Origin of the sequence: Tsukamurella spumae, from assembly GCF_012396015.1 — a bacterium.
In the GTDB taxonomy this organism is placed as follows: domain Bacteria; phylum Actinomycetota; class Actinomycetes; order Mycobacteriales; family Mycobacteriaceae; genus Tsukamurella; species Tsukamurella spumae.
This window is the reverse complement of sequence record NZ_JAAXOQ010000005.1, coordinates 19,174-36,089: the sequence shown is the minus strand read 5'-3', so window position 1 is coordinate 36,089 and position 16,916 is coordinate 19,174. Positions and strand designations below refer to the sequence as shown.

At 72.1% G+C, this 16,916-nt stretch carries 12 protein-coding genes; 7 read left to right on the top strand and 5 right to left on the bottom strand.

Going from position 1 to position 16,916, the window contains the following annotated elements; all coding sequences use genetic code 11:
• Nucleotides 1-19: 19 nt before the first annotated feature.
• From HF999_RS05050 to HF999_RS05040, 3 genes are read right to left on the bottom strand one after another with little or no spacing between them, the layout of a single operon-like run.
• Nucleotides 20-745, bottom strand: coding sequence for a sirohydrochlorin chelatase (locus tag HF999_RS05050; protein ID WP_168544819.1), 726 nt, complete (start codon nucleotides 743-745; stop codon nucleotides 20-22).
• A gap of 1 nt (nucleotide 746) precedes the next feature.
• Nucleotides 747-1,874 carry a uroporphyrinogen-III synthase gene (locus HF999_RS05045; RefSeq protein WP_168544818.1) on the bottom strand — a complete coding sequence of 376 codons (1,128 nt, stop codon included), beginning with the start codon at nucleotides 1,872-1,874 and terminating at the stop codon, nucleotides 747-749.
• 28 nt (nucleotides 1,875-1,902) lie between these two features.
• Nucleotides 1,903-3,315, bottom strand: coding sequence for a nitrate/nitrite transporter (locus HF999_RS05040; protein WP_168544817.1), 1,413 nt, complete (start codon nucleotides 3,313-3,315; stop codon nucleotides 1,903-1,905).
• A gap of 149 nt (nucleotides 3,316-3,464) precedes the next feature.
• Here HF999_RS05040 and HF999_RS05035 point away from each other — a divergent pair, with 149 nt between their 5' ends.
• The gene (locus tag HF999_RS05035; protein WP_168544816.1) at nucleotides 3,465-4,670 is read left to right on the top strand and encodes a cation:proton antiporter; all 1,206 of its coding nucleotides are present in this window, start codon (nucleotides 3,465-3,467) and stop codon (nucleotides 4,668-4,670) included.
• Between the two features lie 57 nt (nucleotides 4,671-4,727).
• Here HF999_RS05035 and HF999_RS05030 read toward each other — a convergent pair whose 3' ends face one another.
• Both HF999_RS05030 and car read right to left on the bottom strand, forming a co-directional pair.
• Nucleotides 4,728-5,279: a single-stranded DNA-binding protein gene (locus HF999_RS05030; RefSeq protein WP_168544815.1), complete on the bottom strand. Its 552-nt coding sequence runs from the start codon at nucleotides 5,277-5,279 to the stop codon at nucleotides 4,728-4,730.
• Nucleotides 5,280-5,420: 141 nt separating this feature from the next.
• Nucleotides 5,421-8,744 (bottom strand): carboxylic acid reductase, encoded by a 3,324-nt coding sequence (gene car, locus HF999_RS05025; RefSeq protein WP_168544814.1) that lies wholly within the window; start codon nucleotides 8,742-8,744, stop codon nucleotides 5,421-5,423.
• A gap of 231 nt (nucleotides 8,745-8,975) precedes the next feature.
• Here car and HF999_RS05020 point away from each other — a divergent pair, with 231 nt between their 5' ends.
• From HF999_RS05020 to HF999_RS04995, 6 genes are all read left to right on the top strand, one after another.
• A complete protein-coding gene (locus HF999_RS05020) occupies nucleotides 8,976-10,094 on the top strand; it encodes an LLM class flavin-dependent oxidoreductase (RefSeq protein WP_246207300.1) in 1,119 nt (372 codons plus the stop codon).
• Nucleotides 10,095-10,112: 18 nt separating this feature from the next.
• Nucleotides 10,113-11,222 carry a dimethylsulfone monooxygenase SfnG gene (gene sfnG / locus HF999_RS05015; RefSeq protein ID WP_168544813.1) on the top strand — a complete coding sequence of 370 codons (1,110 nt, stop codon included), beginning with the start codon at nucleotides 10,113-10,115 and terminating at the stop codon, nucleotides 11,220-11,222.
• Complete coding sequence (locus HF999_RS05010; protein WP_168544812.1) at nucleotides 11,219-12,406, top strand: SfnB family sulfur acquisition oxidoreductase; 1,188 nt, start codon at nucleotides 11,219-11,221, stop codon at nucleotides 12,404-12,406. Before sfnG ends, HF999_RS05010 begins: the two co-directional genes overlap by 4 nt.
• Before the next feature lie 53 nt (nucleotides 12,407-12,459).
• Complete coding sequence (locus HF999_RS05005; RefSeq protein WP_168544811.1) at nucleotides 12,460-13,485, top strand: Atu2307/SP_0267 family LLM class monooxygenase; 1,026 nt, start codon at nucleotides 12,460-12,462, stop codon at nucleotides 13,483-13,485.
• 66 nt (nucleotides 13,486-13,551) lie between these two features.
• Nucleotides 13,552-16,008 carry an alpha/beta fold hydrolase gene (locus HF999_RS05000; protein WP_312854020.1) on the top strand — a complete coding sequence of 819 codons (2,457 nt, stop codon included), beginning with the start codon at nucleotides 13,552-13,554 and terminating at the stop codon, nucleotides 16,006-16,008.
• Complete coding sequence (locus HF999_RS04995) at nucleotides 16,005-16,895, top strand: ABC transporter permease (protein WP_168544810.1); 891 nt, start codon at nucleotides 16,005-16,007, stop codon at nucleotides 16,893-16,895. The genes HF999_RS05000 and HF999_RS04995 overlap by 4 nt, the downstream gene beginning before the upstream one ends.
• The last annotated feature ends 21 nt before the right edge of the window (nucleotides 16,896-16,916 follow it).

The following is a 16,916-nucleotide window of genomic DNA, read 5'->3' as shown; positions in this document are numbered from 1 at the left end:
CGCTCGGCGCGGGCCTCCGTCAGGGATGCGCCTCGACGGACGACATCGACCTCGGGACCGCGATGCCGGCATGGCTGCGGCGCAGGCAGGCGACGCGCACGACGGACGGGTGCAGGCCGAGGGGCGCGGCGACGACATCGGCGCCGGAGTCGCGCAGGCGCTGCTGGAACAGCCCCTCCGCCAGGAGGTACGACGCGACGGCGACGGACCGCGCACCGTCGGACCGCAGGCGGGAGACGACCTCGGGGACCGAGGGGTAGCCCTCGCTCTGCTGGCTCGGGGCGGCGAAGGCGATCGAGACGCGGGCGCCCGTCAGGGCGGAGAGGGCGGCGGCGGTGCGCCGCAGTTGGCCCTGCGCCTGCACGTCGCGGGTGCCGGCGGCGGCCATGACCACGGCATCCCCACGCCGCCAACCGGCTTCGAGCAGACGACCGAGCATGGCGCGCGCCAGCTCGGGCGAGGGGCCGAGTGCGGGTGTGGCGGTGACGGATCGGTGACCGGACTCGGCGACCTCCCGCGGGAGGTCGTGGCGCACGTGGTACCCGCTCGAGAGGAACGCCGGGACCACCACCGTCGGCTCATCGCGGTACTGCGCGAGCACCTCGCACGGGGTCGGCCCGAGGACGTCCACGAACGCCACCCGCACGGTTTCCCGGAGCCGGTCGGCCATGGCGGCGGCGAGGTCGCCGATCATCGCCACGCCGTGCTCGCTCCGAGTACCGTGCGCCACGAGGAGGGTCCCCATCTCAATGCTCCTCGTCGATCGCGAGCCGGTAGCCGCGCTTGACCACCGTGGCGACGATCTCCTTGTGGCCCAGCCCCGCCCGCAACCGCGCAACGGCGGCCTCGACGGCGTGCGGGTCGTCGCCGCCCAGCGCGGCCAGCAGATCCTCCCGGGAGACGACGGTGCCCGGCTCGCGCGCCAGGAGCCGGAGCAGGACGATCGACGTGGGGGTGAGCTCGCGGTCCGCGCCGTCGACGACCGCGCCGCGCGCACGGATCCCGAGCGCATGGTCCGCGACGGTGAGGTCCGGCCGACGTTCGGGGAGGTCGTGCTCCACGAGCCGCGCGAGGGCGCCAAGCCGCATCCGCTCCGGCATGACCGAGGCGATCCCGGAACGGTCGAGCGGCGTGGCGGTGACCGGCCCCACGCAGTACGGCACCACGGCGCCGTTCAGCGCCCCCCGCAGCGCGGTCCCGAGGCCCAGCTCGTCCGCGCGCTCGAGGACCGACGCGGCGGCGGGCGCGGAGGTGAACGTGACGGCGTCGACGGCGCAGGTCGCGATGGCTTCCACCACGCGGTCCAGTCCGGTGAGGTCGGCGGGCTGTTCCCACCGGTAGACGGGCACCGGGACGATCTCGGCGCCCAGCGCCCGCAGGCCTTCGAGGAGACCGGGATTCGGATCCCACTCGTCGGTGGCGCCGTGCAACTGAACGGCCACCCGCTGACCGGTGAGGTCCGTCCCGCTGAGGTGACTGAGGACCTCGGCGGAGGACTCCGACGGCGGCGACCACTCCTCCCGCAGGCCCGCGGCACGGAGGGCACCCGTGGCCTTGGGGCCACGGGAGATGACGCGCCCCGTCCCGAGTGCCGCGAGCAGTCGCTCGGCGACGCCCCATCCCTCGGCCGCCTCCAGCCAGCCGCGGAAACCGATGCCCGTGGTCGCGACCAGCAGGTCCGGCGGGCTCTCGAGCAGCTCATCGGTCGCGGCGCGGAGCCGCTCGTCGTCGGACAGCGGGACCATGGCGATCGCCGGTGCAGCGATCACGGCTGCGCCGCGCCGCTCGAGCAGGGTGGTCTGCTCGTCGGCGCGGCGCGCGGCCGTCACTGCCACGGTGAATCCGAGGAGGGGGCGTTGCGGCGCCTCGGTCATCGTCAGATCCGTCCTTCCACGCAGGTGGTCATCGGGTGTCGGCGCTGCTGAGGGCGTCGACGTGATGCGTCCCCGCGATGGTCCCATGCCCGCGCGGCGCGGGCGTACGCACGTACACCGTCCAGGTGACCACGGCGGCCAGCACGTAGAACACGCCGAACACCCAGAACGCGACCGTCGCCGTGCCGTACGACTGGTACGACGAGCGCAGGACCAGGTTGATGCCCACCCCGCCCAGGCCACCGATCGCGCCCGCGATGCCGATCACAGCCCCCGACATCGCGCGCGAGTAGTGCGTGCGGGTGGCCTCGTCGGCGTCGATCGAGCGGGCCTTCGCCTCGAAGATCGACGGGATCATCTTGTAGACGGACCCGTTGCCCAGACCGCTGAGCAGAAACAGCGCGATGAAGCCGACGATGTACGCCGCGAGCACCCCGCCCGATGGTGCGCCGGAGCCCGCCGTCGTCGCCGCCGCGATGAGCACACCGCCCGCGGCGACCATCCCGGCGAAGACGTAGAGAGTGACTCGGCCGCCACCGAGCCGGTCCGCCATCTTGCCACCGTAGACGCGGGCGACCGACCCGAGCAGGGGGCCCAGGAAGGCGATCTGCGCGGCGTGCAGCGAGGCCTGCGCGGCGGTCTCGCCACCGGCCTTGAAGGTGGCCTGCAGGACCTGCCCGAAGGCGAAGGAGAAGCCGATGAACGATCCGAAGGTACCGATGTAGAGCAGCGCGACGATCCACGTGTCGCGATCCCGGGTCGCGGCCCGCATCGCGGCGGTGTCGACGGTCGGGACCTGCAGGTTGTCCATGAACAGCGCAGCGCCGACACCCGCGCCGGCGAGCAGCACGAGGTACACCGCGCACACCCAGTAGGGCTGGCGGTCGCCGACCGTCGCGATGACCAGGAGGCCCACGAGCTGCACGGCCGGCACGCCGACATTGCCGCCGCCCGCGTTGAGACCGAGCGCCCACCCCTTGAGCCGCTGGGGGAAGAAGGCGTTGATGTTGGTCATCGACGAGGCGAAGTTGCCGCCGCCGAAGCCGGTCAGCGCCGCGCACACCAGGTACACCCACAACGGCTGCCCCGGATTCGCGAGGATCACCATCGTCGCCACCACGGGCACCGCCAGCACGAACGCGCTGAAGATCGTCCAGTTCCGGCCGCCGAAACGCGCCGTCGCAAGGGTGTACGGAATCCGTAGGCACGATCCGACCAGGGTGGCCGTCGCGCCGATGAGGAACTTGTCCGCGGTGCTCAGGCCGTACACGGCCTGCGGCATGAAGAGGACCATCACCGACCACAGGGACCACACCGAGAACCCCACGTGTTCGGCGATCACCGACCACAGCAGGTTCCGCTTCGCGATCCGCTCACCGCCCGACTCCCACTGCTGCCGGTCCTCCGGATCCCACTCGGTGATGGTGCGCGCTCGCGTCATTTCGACCTCCGGTGCCTGGACGATGTGCTGTCGACGTCGAAGGTAGGAGAACCGTGTTGCGGCACCGATTCACTCGATGTCCGCCGGATGAACTCGACCGCACGCCGCCGCCACCGCGGTCGTGAGGAGCGGGGTGGGATGATCTCGGGGTGATTCCGGCGATCGTGATCGGGGCGGGAGCCTTCGTCGTATGGTGCCTCCTTTCGGGGCGCATGGACCGCTGGGGCGTCTCGGCGCCGCTGGTGATGGTCCTCGCCGGCGCGGCGCTGGGCATCGGTGCCCACGGCGCGATCGCCGAAGCGCTCAACACCGGGGCCGCGCAGCGTGCCGCCGAGATCATCCTGGCCGTGCTGCTGTTCGTGGACGCCACGCATGTCCGGGGTTCCCTGCTCGGCCGCCACCCGCGGCTCGTGCTGCGCTCGCTGCTGATCGGCCTCCCGGTGAGCCTCCTGCTCGCCGCCGCCATCGGCTGGCTCCTCCTCCCCCACCTCGGGTGGCCGGTGCTGGTGCTCGTCGCGTGCGTCATCGCGCCCATCGACTTCGCCTCGGCACCGTCGTTGCTGCGGGACCGGCACGTGAGCCCGCGCGTGCGCGACGTGCTCACGGTGGAGTCCGGCTACACCGACGGCCTGGTGACGCCGGTCTTCCTGTTCGCGCTGTACTGGGCGGGCCCCGCGCACGGCGACGACGACCCCGCACGCGCCCTGCTCGCCGCCGCACCGCAGGCGCTGATCGCCCTGGCCGTGGGCGCGGCACTGGGAGGGGCGATCTCGGCGGGCGTGACGTACACCGAACGGCGCGGCCTCTCGACGGACAGCGGCCGGCGGCTCGCGCTCGCGGCGACGCCGCTCGTCACCTACGCCGCCGCGGTCGGCCTGGGCGGGAACGGCTTCGTCGCGGCGTTCGTGTGCGGCATCGTCTACCGATTGCGGCGCGAGACCCGGACGGGGGACGACGTGCGTCTCACCGAGGACGTGGGCTTCCTGCTCACCGCCGCGATGTGGTTCGTCTTCGGCGCAGCGGCCGTCGTCGGCCTGTTCGACGGGTTCGGCTGGCGCACACTCGTGTTCGTGGCGGCGGCGCTCACCGTGATCCGCGTGTTGCCCACCGGGATCGCGATGCTGGGCAGTCGTCTGCCCCGCAGGGAGGTCCTCGCCCTCGGCTGGCTGCGGCCCCGCGGCACCTCCACGATCGTGTTCGCGCTCATAGCGTTCAACACGCTGCCGGACGGGCCGGTCGCCGATCTGACGCTGTCGGTCGCGGTGCTCGTGGTGTTGGGCAGCGTCGTGGTGCACACCGTCGGTGCCCCGGTCGCGGTCGCGAATCACGATCGGCGGGCCCGCCTCCGGCCGTGATCGACCGGCCGTGATCGACCGCGGCCAGCACCGTCGAGCCGGCCGGTCATCGGTCCGTCAGAAGTCCGGCGCACCGCCCACCGCCGCCGGCTCGCGCTCCGTCCCGACGCCATCCCCCGCGCCCCGGCCCTCGAAGTCCCCGACCACGACGACCTCACCGTCCGTGCCGCCCTCGCCGGTCTCGGCGGCGCGCTCCCCGGCCAGCGCCTCCACGCCGGCCTGCGGTGGCATCTCGCGGTACGGCTCCCCCTTACCGACGTACTGGCTGGCGCACATCCGCAGGTTCAGCCCGATCGCGTCGGCCTTGAGGTCGAGCGAGCTGTGCCGGTTGCCGTCCGCACCGTCGAAGGTCTCGTGCTTGAGCTCGCCGTGCACGATCACCGGGCGGCCCTTGGCGATCACGGCGCGCGCATTGCGCGCCAGCGCCCCGAAGGCCTTGACGTTGAGCCACAGTGTGCTGGTCTGCTTCCACTCCCCGTTGTCGTCGAGGTAGCCGTTGTTGGCGGCCATGGTGAAGCTCAGGAAGTCGTGCCGCTGATCGCGGGCGGACTCCCGGTAGGTGAGGTCGTTCGTGACATTGCCTGCTGCGAAAACAAGTACCCCGGGCATGGCGCCCTCCTCGTCTGCCGTGCGGCCGGCGGTGTCCGGCCGTCACCGACGAGTCTGAACCGCGGGCCCCACCGCGAACGGCGGTCGCGGCGGGGCCTGTGGAGGAAAAAGGTTACATACCCTCATCTGTGGACAACGGCGTCAGAGGGCACCGTCCAGGGAGAGCCATCCGGCATCCTCGAAGCCGCGCAGGTATCGGTCGGCGAGCGCGCGGTCCAGGTGCGGGATGTCGCCCGGGCCCACGTTCTCGGCGCGCACGGCCTCCCGGAACCGGTCCGCCGTGAATGCCCCGCCGGCGCCGGCCGGGGTGCGCCGGGCGAACGAGTGCAACAGCGGCAGCACGGAGCGCTGGCGATCCGCGTCGGGCAGCGCCCGCAGCGCGCGCTCGAACCGCTCGAACCACTCGTCGTAGTCCGCGATCCGCTCGACGGTGCGCTCCTGCGCGATCCAGTCCACGAAGCTGTCGAGGCTCACCGCGTCGTCGTTGACGTTGAGCAGGTGGAAGGTCCGGAAGCCCTCGCGCGCCGCCGATCCGAGGGTGACGATCGATTCCGCGGTGAAGTCCACGGGCAGACCGTCGTAGTGCGGGCTGCGTCCGGAACCGTCGGGCTCGTAGAAGGACAGGGGCGCGAGCCCCGTCCGTGCGATGCTCAGCAGCAGGCGGGTGAACTGGTCGACGGGGTTGTACTGGCCGCGGAACCGGCTGTGCGCCAGGATCATGTCGGACCGGAACACGCGCACCGGCAGGCCCGCGAGATCGGCCGCCTCGTGCAGCAGCACCTCGCCGGCCCACTTGCTCACGGCGTAGCCGTTGGCGTAGTCGTCGGCGCCGATCCGGCGCTCGGCGCCGAGCACGCGGACATCGTCGTCCTCGACGAGCAGGCGGCCGTCGTCCTGCGGGACCACGGCCACCGTCGAGACGTAGTCGATCGACTTGCGCCGTTCCGTGACGGCGAGGCGGACGATCTCGGCGGTCGCCACCACGTTCGGGCCGAACAACTGGTCGTAGGGCAGCACGTGGTTGACGAGCGCGCCGCAGTGCACGACATGGTCGACGGCGTGCGCGAGGCGCTCCCAGGTAGCCTCGTCGAGGCCCAGTGCGGGGCTGCCGAAATCGCCGGGCACGACCTCCAAGTGCCGCGCGGCGAGGCCCGCGAATTCCGCGGTCAGGGCGGGGTCGGCGGTGCCGATCGCGTCGAACACCCGCCGCCGGGCGTCGTCGGCGTCGGCGCCGCGCACCAGGGCGACGACGGTGCCGTCGGTGCGCGCCACTCGGCGCAACCATTCGAGCAGCAGGAACCGGCCGAGGTAGCCGGTCGCGCCGGTCAGCAGGACCGTCGTCGGCTCCCCGTGCGGCGCGGGCTTCGACGGTGCCGCCGCGAGCAGCTCCGCATCGACGAACCGATCCAGCCGCAGATCGGCGGCGCGGGCGATCGACGCACCGGCGCCGTGGATCGATGCGGCGCTGGGTGCCCGGACGGCGCCCGCGCGCGCGGCCTCGACGTGCGCCACCACCCCGGCGAGGGTGGCGGTGGGGCCCACGATGGTCTGCACCGGCACCGACAGGTCGTAGAGCCCCTCGAGCGTGGTGGCGAGCGAGAGGGCTGACAGCGAGTCGCCCCCGAGGTCGACGAACCGCGTGTCGCCGTCGAGCTCCTCGGGGAGCACGCCGAGGGTCAGGGCGGCGGCGCGCACGACGGTGTCGGCGACCGGACCGTCGGCGTCGAGTCCCCGGAGTCCGTCACGGCGGCGTTCCTCGGCGGCGGCGTAGCGCGCTGCCAGCCGGTCGCCGTAGCGGGCGGTCAGAGCGGGGCGCACCAGTTTGCCGATGCCCGAGCGCAACCCGTTCTCCGCGGAGAAGGGCTCGCGCTCGATGATCACGTCGCGCGGCAGCTCGTACCCGGCGAGCTCGTTCTCGCGGGCGACGGTGGCGAGGGCGTCGAGGACGCGGACCCGGGCCTGCTCGTCGGTCTCGTCCTCCGGACCGGGCGCCGGGACGACGACGGCGAGCAGGTACGAGCGCTCACTGGTGCCGTGCAGGAAGATCTGGTGCACCGCGGGATTCGCGGCGTAGGTCGCCTCGAGCCGGGCGATCGGCACGAACTCGCCCTGCGCGAGTTTGATCACGTTGCTGCGCCGGTCGACGTACTCGAGCCGGTCCGGTCCGAGCTCCGCCATCACGTCGCCCGTGTGGTAGTAGCCGTCGCCGTCGAGGACCTGTTTGTCCGAGCGGTAGTAGCCGGGGATCAGCTGGCTGGACTTCACCAGGAGCTCACCCCGCGGATGCGGCAGATCCGTGGTGAGGTAACCCGACTCGGGCACGTCGATGAGCTTGTAGTCGATCACGGGCGGGCGCGCGACGACGCCGTCGACGATGACCCCGCCGGCCTCGGTGGAGCCGTACCCGATCTGGATGCTCACGCCGAGGAGTTGCTCCATGAACGCCTGCAGATCGGCGGAGAGTGCGGCGCTGCCGCAGACCGCGGCCACGATGTTGCCACCGAGCACCTCGTCCCGCAGATGCGTGCGCGCGGTCTCGGCGTCGGTCTCCCCCTCCAGGGCGAGGAACCGCTGGTGCACCAGCTCGCAGACGCGCGGGACGAGGGCGATCGCCGTCGGGCGTGCCGCGGCGAGGTCGTCGAACAGGCTGGACATGTCGGCGGCGGAGGCGAAGTAGCCGACGCCTCCGGCCGCGAGGCCCGCGATCAGCCAGTTCCGCCCGTACATGTGACTCATCGGAAGGAAGTGCAGGAGCACGCCGGTGGGGATGTCGTCGTCGATGATGCTCTCGATCTTGAGCCAAGAGTGCACGACGAGATGTTCGGTGTAGATCGCGCCCTTCGGCGTTCCGGTGCTGCCGGAGGTGTAGATCAGGGTCACGACCCGGTCGCCGTCGGGTTCGGCGGCGCGGTAGGGTTCCGGGACGGGAAGCGCCGCGCCGCGGGAGATCTCGTCCTCGAGATTCGCCTCGCCGGGCACGGCACCGTCGAACACGACGATGCGCGGGGCAGTGCCGGACTCAGCGATCGCGGCGCGGGCGAGCGGGAGCTGCTCGGCGCTGACGGCGAGGATCTTGGGCGTGGTCTCGTCGAGGATGGCCGCGATGCGGGCCGCGGGGGCGCCGGCCTGCAGGGGCACGTTGGGCGCGCCGAGCAGTGTGGTGGCGAGGTCCACGACCACGAAATCCGGGCTGGTGAAGCCGAGGACGGCCACGAAGTCCCCCGGTCGCAGTTCCTCGTGCCAGGCGGTGCGCAGGGCCGTGATGCGCTGCCACACCCGGCCGTAGGTGATGGTGCGGTACGGACCGTCGGGGCCGCCGTCGCGGGTCGCGAACGCGGGGCTGTCCGCGAACCGGGTGAAGGCCGACGTAATGACATCGGCCAGGTGACCGGGCGATCCCCCGGCGCCGGACGCGGCGCCTGTGGCCGTGTTCGGTTCGGTCGACTCGACGATCTCGACGGACATGAGCAACACCCCAATCAATACGGGACTCTAACTAACTTGGTCTCACTGTAGCTACTGGGGAGTAGGAACGCACGTTCCGCGCATCGCGATCCGAAACCTTCACCGTCTGTTCGCAGAGTGGTGAACTGGCGAACCGTACCCGCCGAGTCCGATCGAAAGGCAGCCGTGAGCGCCGTCAATCCCCTGCATCTGCACTGGTTCCTGCCCACCTACGGCGACTCGCGGAACCTCATGGCCGGCGGACACGGCAGCTCGATGAGCGGCGATCGGCCCGCGGACCTGCACTACCTCAAGCAGTTGGCGCTCGCCGCCGAGGCGAACAGGTTCGAGGCCGTCCTCATCCCGACAGGACTGTGGTGCGAGGACGCCTGGCTGACCGCCGCCCTCCTCACCGAGGCGACCCGGGACCTGAAGTTCCTGGTCGCCCTCCGCCCCGGCCTCGTCAGCCCCCTGCTCTCGGCGCAGATGGCCAGCACCCTGCAGTGGCAGTCCGGCGGGCGCGTCCTGCTCAACGTCGTCACCGGCGGCGAGTCCTCCGAGCAGCGCGCCTTCGGCGACACCCTCAGCAAGGACGAGCGGTACGAGCGCTGCGGCGAGTTCCTCGACATCACCCGCAAGCTCTGGACGTCCGATGCGCCGGTCACCGTGCACGGCAAGCACCTGTCGACGGAGGGCGCCGTGCTCGCCCGCCGCCCCGACCCGGCGCCGCCGGTCTTCTTCGGCGGCAGCTCCCCCGCGGCCGGCGAGGTCGCGGCGAGGTACGCGGACACCTATCTCACGTGGGGCGAGCCGCCCGCGCAGGTCGCCAAGAAGCTCGACTGGATCCGTGGACTCGCCGCCGCGCAGGGCCGGAGCCTGACCTACGGCATCCGCCTGCACGTCATCTCCCGGGACACCACGGAAGAGGCCTGGGCCGAGGCCAACCGACTGCTGGGCAACCTCGACCCCGCCACAGTCCGCGCCGCGCAGGCGAGCCTCGCGAGGAGCGAGTCCGAGGGGCAGCGCCTCATGCGTGAACTGCACGGCGGCGGAGCCGCGTTCGACGAGGCCGCGGATGCCCGGTCGCTGCAGGTGTACCCCGGGCTGTGGACCGGCGTCGGCCTGGTCCGAGGTGGTGCGGGAACCGCGCTCGTCGGCTCGCACGACGAGGTCGCCGATCTCATCGCCGAGTACGCCGCCCTCGGCCTCGATCACTTCATCCTCTCCGGGTACCCGCACCTGGAGGAGGCCTACCACTTCGGCGAGGGCGTGCGTCCCCGCCTCGCGGCGCGCGGCCTGGTCGACGACGGGCGCGCACCGTCGGAGCCCGTGCGCGGCGCCTTCCTGCCCGACCTCTCCCCCACCTCCTAGTCCCGAAGGACCACACTGATGACGACCGAGAAGATCGCCGACCGGATCAAGTTCGCCTACTGGGTGCCCAATGTCTCGGGCGGCCTGGTCACCAGCGACATCGAGCAGCGCACGAACTGGGACTTCGAGTACAACAAGAAGCTGGCGCAGACGGCCGAACGCGTAGGCTTCGAGTACGCGCTCTCGCAGGTGCGGTACATGGCCAGCTACGGCGCCGAGTACCAGCACGAGTCCACCTCCTTCAGCCTCGCACTGCTCGGGGCGACGGAGAAGCTCAAGGTGATCGCCGCCGTGCATCCCGGGCTGTGGCACCCCGCCGTGCTGGCCAAGTTCGGCGCCACCGCCGATCACCTGTCGAACGGGCGGTTCGCGATCAACGTGGTCTCGGGCTGGTTCGCGGGCGAGTTCAAGGCGCTCGGCGAGCCCTGGCTCGAGCACGACGAGCGCTACCGGCGCAGCGCCGAGTTCCTCGACGTGATCCGGAAGATCTGGACGGAGGACAACGTCGACTTCGGCGGCGACTTCTACCGGATCCGCGATTTCACCCTCAAGCCCAAGCCGCTCAACACCGCCGAGCGCCCGAATCCCGAGCTGTTCCAGGGCGGCAACTCCTCCGCGGCGCGGATCAACGGGGGCAAGTACGCCGACTGGTACTTCTCCAACGGCAAGGACTTCGACGGCGTCACCGATCAGCTCGACGACCTGCGCCGCGTGGCTCGGGAGGCGCAGCGCGAGGTCAAGTTCGGGCTCAACGGCTTCATCATCGCCCGCGACACGGAGAAGGAGGCGCGCGATACCCTCCGTGAGATCGTCGAGAAGGCGAACAAGCCTGCGGTCGAGGGCTTCCGGGACGCCGTGCAGCAGGCCGGCAAGTCCACCGCGGACGGCCGCGGCATGTGGGCGGACTCGTCGTTCGAGGACCTGGTGCAGTACAACGACGGCTTCCGCACCCAGCTGATCGGCACGCCCGAAGAGGTCGCGGAGCGGATCGTCGCCTACAAGGAGCTGGGCGTGGACCTCATCCTTGGCGGCTTCCTGCACTTCCAGGAGGAGATCGAGTACTTCGGCGAGAAGGTGCTGCCGCTGGTCCGCGAGATCGAGGCGAGCCGCGCCGGGGCACTGGTGTGACTCTCGCCTCCGCGATCGACTCCGCCGAGGCCGCCGTCCGGGCGGCGAGCGAGCTCGCGGTCCGCCTGGCCGACGGTGCCGCCGGCCGGGACCGGGACCGGCGCCTCCCGCACGCGGAGGTCGAACGCCTCTCCGACGCAGGCCTGTTCGCGCTGACGGTACCCACCCGATTCGGCGGGCCCGACCTGCCGCCGTCGGTCGTGGCCGAGGTCTTCCGCATCCTCGCGACCGCGGACGCCTCCCTCGCGCAGATCCCGCACAGCCACTACGTGTACCTGACGGCGTTGCGACTGGCCGGTTCGGAACAGCTGCAGCGCAGGGTCTTCGAGCAGGTTCTCGACGGTGCCAGGATCGCCAACGCACAGTCCGAGCGCAGCGGGCCGACGGTGGCCGATGTCGCCACCACGCTGACGCGCACCCCGGAGGGCGCGCGTCTGAACGGGGAGAAGTTCTACTGCACGGGCTCGCCCTACGCGCACCTGCTCGCCGTGCTCGCCCGCGACCCGGATTCCGGGGAGCAAGTCATCGCGTTCGTCCCGGCGGACACGCCGGGCATCACGATCGTCGACGACTGGAACGGTCTGGGCCAGCGGACCACCGGCAGCGGCACCGTGCGGTTCCAGGATGTGGCGGTGCCGCCCGATGCCGTCATCACCCGCTCCCCCGTCGTCTCCGAGCCCACCGGCTACGGGGCGTTCGCGCAGTTGCTGCACGTCGCCATCGACGCCGGTATCGCCCGCGGTGCGCTCGCGGCCGCAGCCGACTTCGTCCGCACGAGGTCGCGCCCCTGGTTCGAGGCGGGCGTGGACCGGGCGCAGGACGATCCGCTCACGGTCCAGCGCTTCGGCGAGCTCACCGTCACCGTCCGCGCCGCGGAGGCCGCGCTCACCGTCGCGGGCGCCGCGGTCGACGGCGCCTTCTCCGCGCCGAGCCCCGAGACGGCGGCGGAGGCCTCGCTCGCCGTCGCGACGGCGAAGGTGCTCGCCGACCGGGCGGCGACCGAGGTGCCCTCGGCACTGTTCGAGGTCGGCGGCACCCGGAGCGCAGGGGGCGAGACGGGCTTGGACCGGTACTGGCGGGACGCCCGGACCCACACCCTGCACGACCCGGTGCGCTACAAGCTGTGGCACCTGGGCCGGTTCACCCTGAATCAGGAGCCGCCTCCGCTGCACGGGGTGGTCTGACCAGCCCGAACGGATTCGGACCACAGTCCGATTATTGGTGTACGCTGGGTTCCATGAAGGTTCCCGAGTTCGGTGTGGACACGTTCGGCGGAGTGACGAAGGACGCGCAGGGCGAGCCCCTGCCGCACGCGCAGGTGATCCGCGATCTCGGCGAGGAGGCCGCGACGGCCGATGCCGTGGGACTGGACTTCTTCGGCGTCGGCGAGCACCACCGCGAGGACTTCGCCGTGTCGAGCCCGGAGATGGTGCTCGCGGCGATCGCCTCGCGCACGACGTCGATCCGCCTCGGTTCGACGGTGACCGTGCTCAGCTCCGATGACCCGGTCCGGGTGTACGAGCGGTTCGCGACGCTCGACGCGGTGTCGAACGGCCGCGCCGAGATCGTCGCCGGGCGCGGCTCCTTCACCGAGTCCTTCCCCCTGTTCGGTTACGACCTGCAGGACTACGAGGTGCTCTTCGAGGAGAAGCTGGAGCTGCTCGCGGCGCTCCTGAAGGAGGAGCCGGTCACGTGGTCCGGCACCACCCGCGCGTCGCTGCACGAGCAGCGCGTGTTCCCGACCACGGCCGAGGGCATCCGCGGCTGGGTGGGCGTCGGGGGCAGCCCCGAGTCCGTCGTCCACACGGCGCGCTACGGCCTCGGCCTCTTCCTGGCGATCATCGGCGGCCCCGCGGACCGGTTCACGGCCTACGTCGACCTGTTCGAGCGGGCCCAGGACGAGTACGGCGTACCCCACCAGCCGGTCGCGGTGCACTCCCCCGGCCTCGTCGCGGAGACGGACCAGCAGGCCCGTGCCCTCGTCTTCGACGGCTGGATGGCGATGCGGCAGCGGATGGTCCGCGACCGGGGCTGGCCGCCGCCCTCCGTCGGCGACTTCGAGCGGGAGGTCGAGACGGGCTCGCTGTACATCGGCTCTCCTGAGACGGTCGCGCGACGGATCGCGGCCACGATCCGCGCGCTCGGCGTGGACCGGTTCGACCTCAAGTACGACCAACCCGTCACGCACGCCGACCTGATGCGGTCGATCGAGCTCTACGGCGAGAAGGTCGTCCCCCTCGTCACGGACATGCTCAGCGACTGACGCTGTTTCGCCGCGGGCGGAATCCCGGCAGCGGCGGCGACGGACGAGCGCACATATTCTGGTCGGGTGCCCCCACCTCGCGCTCTGCGCGGCGCCGCCGCGCGCCCCCTCCTCATCGGAGCGGCCCTCGCCGCCGTCGTGATCATCCTGGCCGCGTTCGCCGCATGGGGCCTCGCCGGACGGAGCGGCGCACCGTCGGTCCAGCGGACGGACCAGATGCTCGACGGGGCGGGGGTGCGCCTGGACACCTCCTTCTTCCGGCCCGACGGTGGCGGGCCCGCGCCGGCGGTGCTCCTCGCCCACGGCTTCGGCGGGTCCAAGGACGACGTGCGCGGCGAGGCCGAACAGCTGGCCCGGCACGGCTACGCCGTCCTGACGTACACGGCCCGCGGATTCGGGAAGTCGACGGGGCTCGTGGGACTCGACTCCCCCGACTCCGAGGTAGCGGACGCGCGCAAGCTCCTCGACTGGCTCGCGACGCGCTCCGAGGTGCGCCGGGACGCACCCGGCGACCCGCGCGTGGGCGTCGCGGGCGGCAGCTACGGCGGCGCGCTGGCCCTGTTGCTGGCCGGCCACGACAGGCGGGTCGACGCGATCGCCCCGCGGATCACGTACTGGAACCTCGAGCAGGCGCTGTTCCCGGGCGGGGTCTACAAGAAGCAGTGGGCGGGAATCCTGTTCACGACGGGCGGCGGCTGCGCGCGGTTCGAGCCCGCGGTCTGCGAGATGTACACGCGGATCGCGCAGGGCGGCGCGCTCACCGACGCCGACCGCGCCCTGCTCGCCGCACGCAGCCCCGTATCGGTCGGGGCGGACATCCGCGTACCCACCTACCTCGCGCAGGGCGAGCTGGACTCGCTCTTCCCGCTGGAACACGCCGACGAGGCCGCGAAACGCATCTCCGCCAACGGCGCCCCGGTCGCGGTCGACTGGATCGCGGGCGGGCACGACGCCGGCAGCGCCGAGGACGCGCGGGTCGACGCCCGCACCGTGGAGTGGTTCGACCGATACCTCAAGGGCGCGGACGCGCCCGCCCTTCCCGCCTTCCAGGTCTCGCGCGCCGGCGGCGTCGACACCGAGACCGGCGAGCGCACGGTGCGCTCGTCGAGCACCGACTCCTACCCCGGGCTCTCCGGGAGCCTCACACGCACCATCGGGCTCGACGGTGCGCCGCGGACCGCCGAGAACCCGGCCGGCGGCACGCCGCCGTCGATCTCCGGAGTCCCCGGGCTCGGGGCCCTCGCGTCCACCGCCGCAGCACTCGGGTCGGGCGGGCTCTCCCGGGACCTGCCGACGCAGGCCGCGGTGTTCGACTCCGCTCCGCTCGCCGACCCGGTCACCGTCACCGGAACCCCGACGGTGACGATCAAGGTCGACTCCCCCGCGCCCGACGCAGTGCTCTTCGCCAAGCTCTACGACGTGGGCCCCGACGGGTCGCAGGTGCTGCCCCAGCAGCTCGCCGCCCCGATCCGCATCCCACTCTCCGGTGGCACCGCCACGACGACCGTCCGCCTGCCCACGATCGACCACGAGTTCGCGGCCGGGCACCGGATGCGCGTCGCGCTCGCGACCACCGACCTCGCCTACCTCTCTCCGTCCGCGCCCGCGACCTACACGATCGCGGCCACGAGCCCGCTGACGGTGCCCGAGGTGCCGGGCCTGAGGACCGCGCCGCTGCCCCTGCCCACGTGGGTGTGGTTGCTGCCGATCGTGGCGCTCGTCGTCGCGGCAGCGCTGCTGACCGTGCGGCGGCGGCGCACCGTCGGGCCCGCCGATCCGGAGCTCGCCGACGTGGCCCTCCAGGTGACGGGCCTGTCCAAGAAGTACGCCGGCGGCGACGGCTACAGCGTGCAGGACGTGACCTTCCGCGTCGAACGGGGTCAGGTCCTCGGCCTGCTCGGGCCGAACGGCGCCGGCAAGACGACGACGCTGCGGATGCTGATGGGCCTGATCACGCCCGACGAGGGCACGATCCAGGTGTTCGGCCACCCGATCAGGCCGGGTGCACCGGTGCTCTCCCGGGTCGGCGCGTTCGTGGAGGGCGCCGGCTTCCTGCCGCACCTGTCCGGCCGGGCCAACCTCGACCTGTACTGGCGGGCCACCGGCCGCCCCGCCGACGACGCGCACATCGAGGAGGCGCTCGCGATCGCCGATCTCGGTTCCGCCCTCGACCGCTCGGTGCGCACCTATTCGCAGGGCATGCGCCAGCGGCTCGCGATCGCGCAGGCCATGCTCGGCCTGCCCGACGTGCTGGTGCTCGACGAGCCGACGAACGGCCTCGACCCCTCGCAGATCCGGGAGATGCGCGATGCCATCGTCCGGTACGGGGCGACCGGGCGCACCGTGATCGTCTCGAGCCACCTCCTGGCCGAGGTCGAGCAGACCTGCACCCACGTCGTGGTGCTGAGGCGGGGCCGATTGATCGCCGCCGGCACGGTCGACGAGATCGTCCAGACCGGCGACGGCGGGGCCTCCCGCACCCTCGAAGACGCGTTCCTCCAGCTGACGGGCGGCGACGAATGACGACCACGAACGATCCGGCGACCTCGCGGGCGCGAGCCGATCACGGTGCGGCCCCGGCCTACTCCCCGGCACGCACGCTGACGGTGCGCGTCGAGCTCGCCCGGCAGGTGCGACGCCGGCGCACCCTGGTGATGGCCGGGTTGCTCGCGGCGCTGCCGATCATCCTGATCGTCGCCCTCGCCGTGGGCTCCGACGACAACGGCCGCAGCAGCGGGCGTCCCTCGATGTTCGACGTCGCGACCGCATCGGGACTGAACCTCACCGCGACGGTACTCGCAGCCGGAACCGGGTTCCTGCTGGTCATCCCCGTGGCCCTGTTCTTCGGCGATGCCGTGGCGTCCGAGGCGGACTGGTCCTCGCTGCGGTACCTGTTGGCCGCTCCCGTGCCCCGCACGCGCCTGTTGGTCACGAAGGCGATCGTCGCACTGATCCTGTCCGTCGGTTCGGTCGCCCTCCTCGTGGCCGTGGCGCTCGGCGCGGGCACCCTCGCCTACGGCTGGGGACCGCTGCAGGCCCCGACGGGGCCGGCGATGCCCGCCGGGGAGGCACTGTGGCGGCTGCTGCTGGCGGCGGCCTTCATCATCGGCTCCGAGCTGGCCACCGCCGGTCTCGCGCTGTGGCTCTCGACCCGCACCGACGCGCCCCTGGCCGCGGTGGGCGGGGCCGTCGGCCTGACGGTGATCGGCAGCGTGCTCGACCAGGTGACCGCACTCGGCGGCCTGCGGGCGGCGCTCCCCGCGCACTGGCAGTTCGCGTGGACGGACCTGCTACAGCCGCACATCGAGTGGGCCGCGATGGCGCAGGGGATCTCCCTGTCGGTGAGCATCGCCATCGTCCTGTTCGCCCTCGCCGTCCGCGGCTTCCGGACCAAGGACATCGTCAGCTGATCGACGGGGCGAACCCCGGCA

Coding starts and splice junctions, on each gene's coding strand:
- HF999_RS05050 (WP_168544819.1), bottom strand. CDS start 745: ATGGGGACCCTCCTCGTGGCGCACGGTACTCGGAGCGAGCACGGCGTG.
- HF999_RS05045 (WP_168544818.1), bottom strand. CDS start 1,874: ATGACCGAGGCGCCGCAACGCCCCCTCCTCGGATTCACCGTGGCAGTG.
- HF999_RS05040 (WP_168544817.1), bottom strand. CDS start 3,315: ATGACGCGAGCGCGCACCATCACCGAGTGGGATCCGGAGGACCGGCAG.
- HF999_RS05030 (WP_168544815.1), bottom strand. CDS start 5,279: ATGCCCGGGGTACTTGTTTTCGCAGCAGGCAATGTCACGAACGACCTC.
- car (WP_168544814.1), bottom strand. CDS start 8,744: ATGTCCGTCGAGATCGTCGAGTCGACCGAACCGAACACGGCCACAGGC.
- HF999_RS05020 (WP_246207300.1), top strand. CDS start 8,976: ATGGCCGGCGGACACGGCAGCTCGATGAGCGGCGATCGGCCCGCGGAC.
- sfnG (WP_168544813.1), top strand. CDS start 10,113: ATGACGACCGAGAAGATCGCCGACCGGATCAAGTTCGCCTACTGGGTG.
- HF999_RS05005 (WP_168544811.1), top strand. CDS start 12,460: ATGAAGGTTCCCGAGTTCGGTGTGGACACGTTCGGCGGAGTGACGAAG.
- HF999_RS04995 (WP_168544810.1), top strand. CDS start 16,005: ATGACGACCACGAACGATCCGGCGACCTCGCGGGCGCGAGCCGATCAC.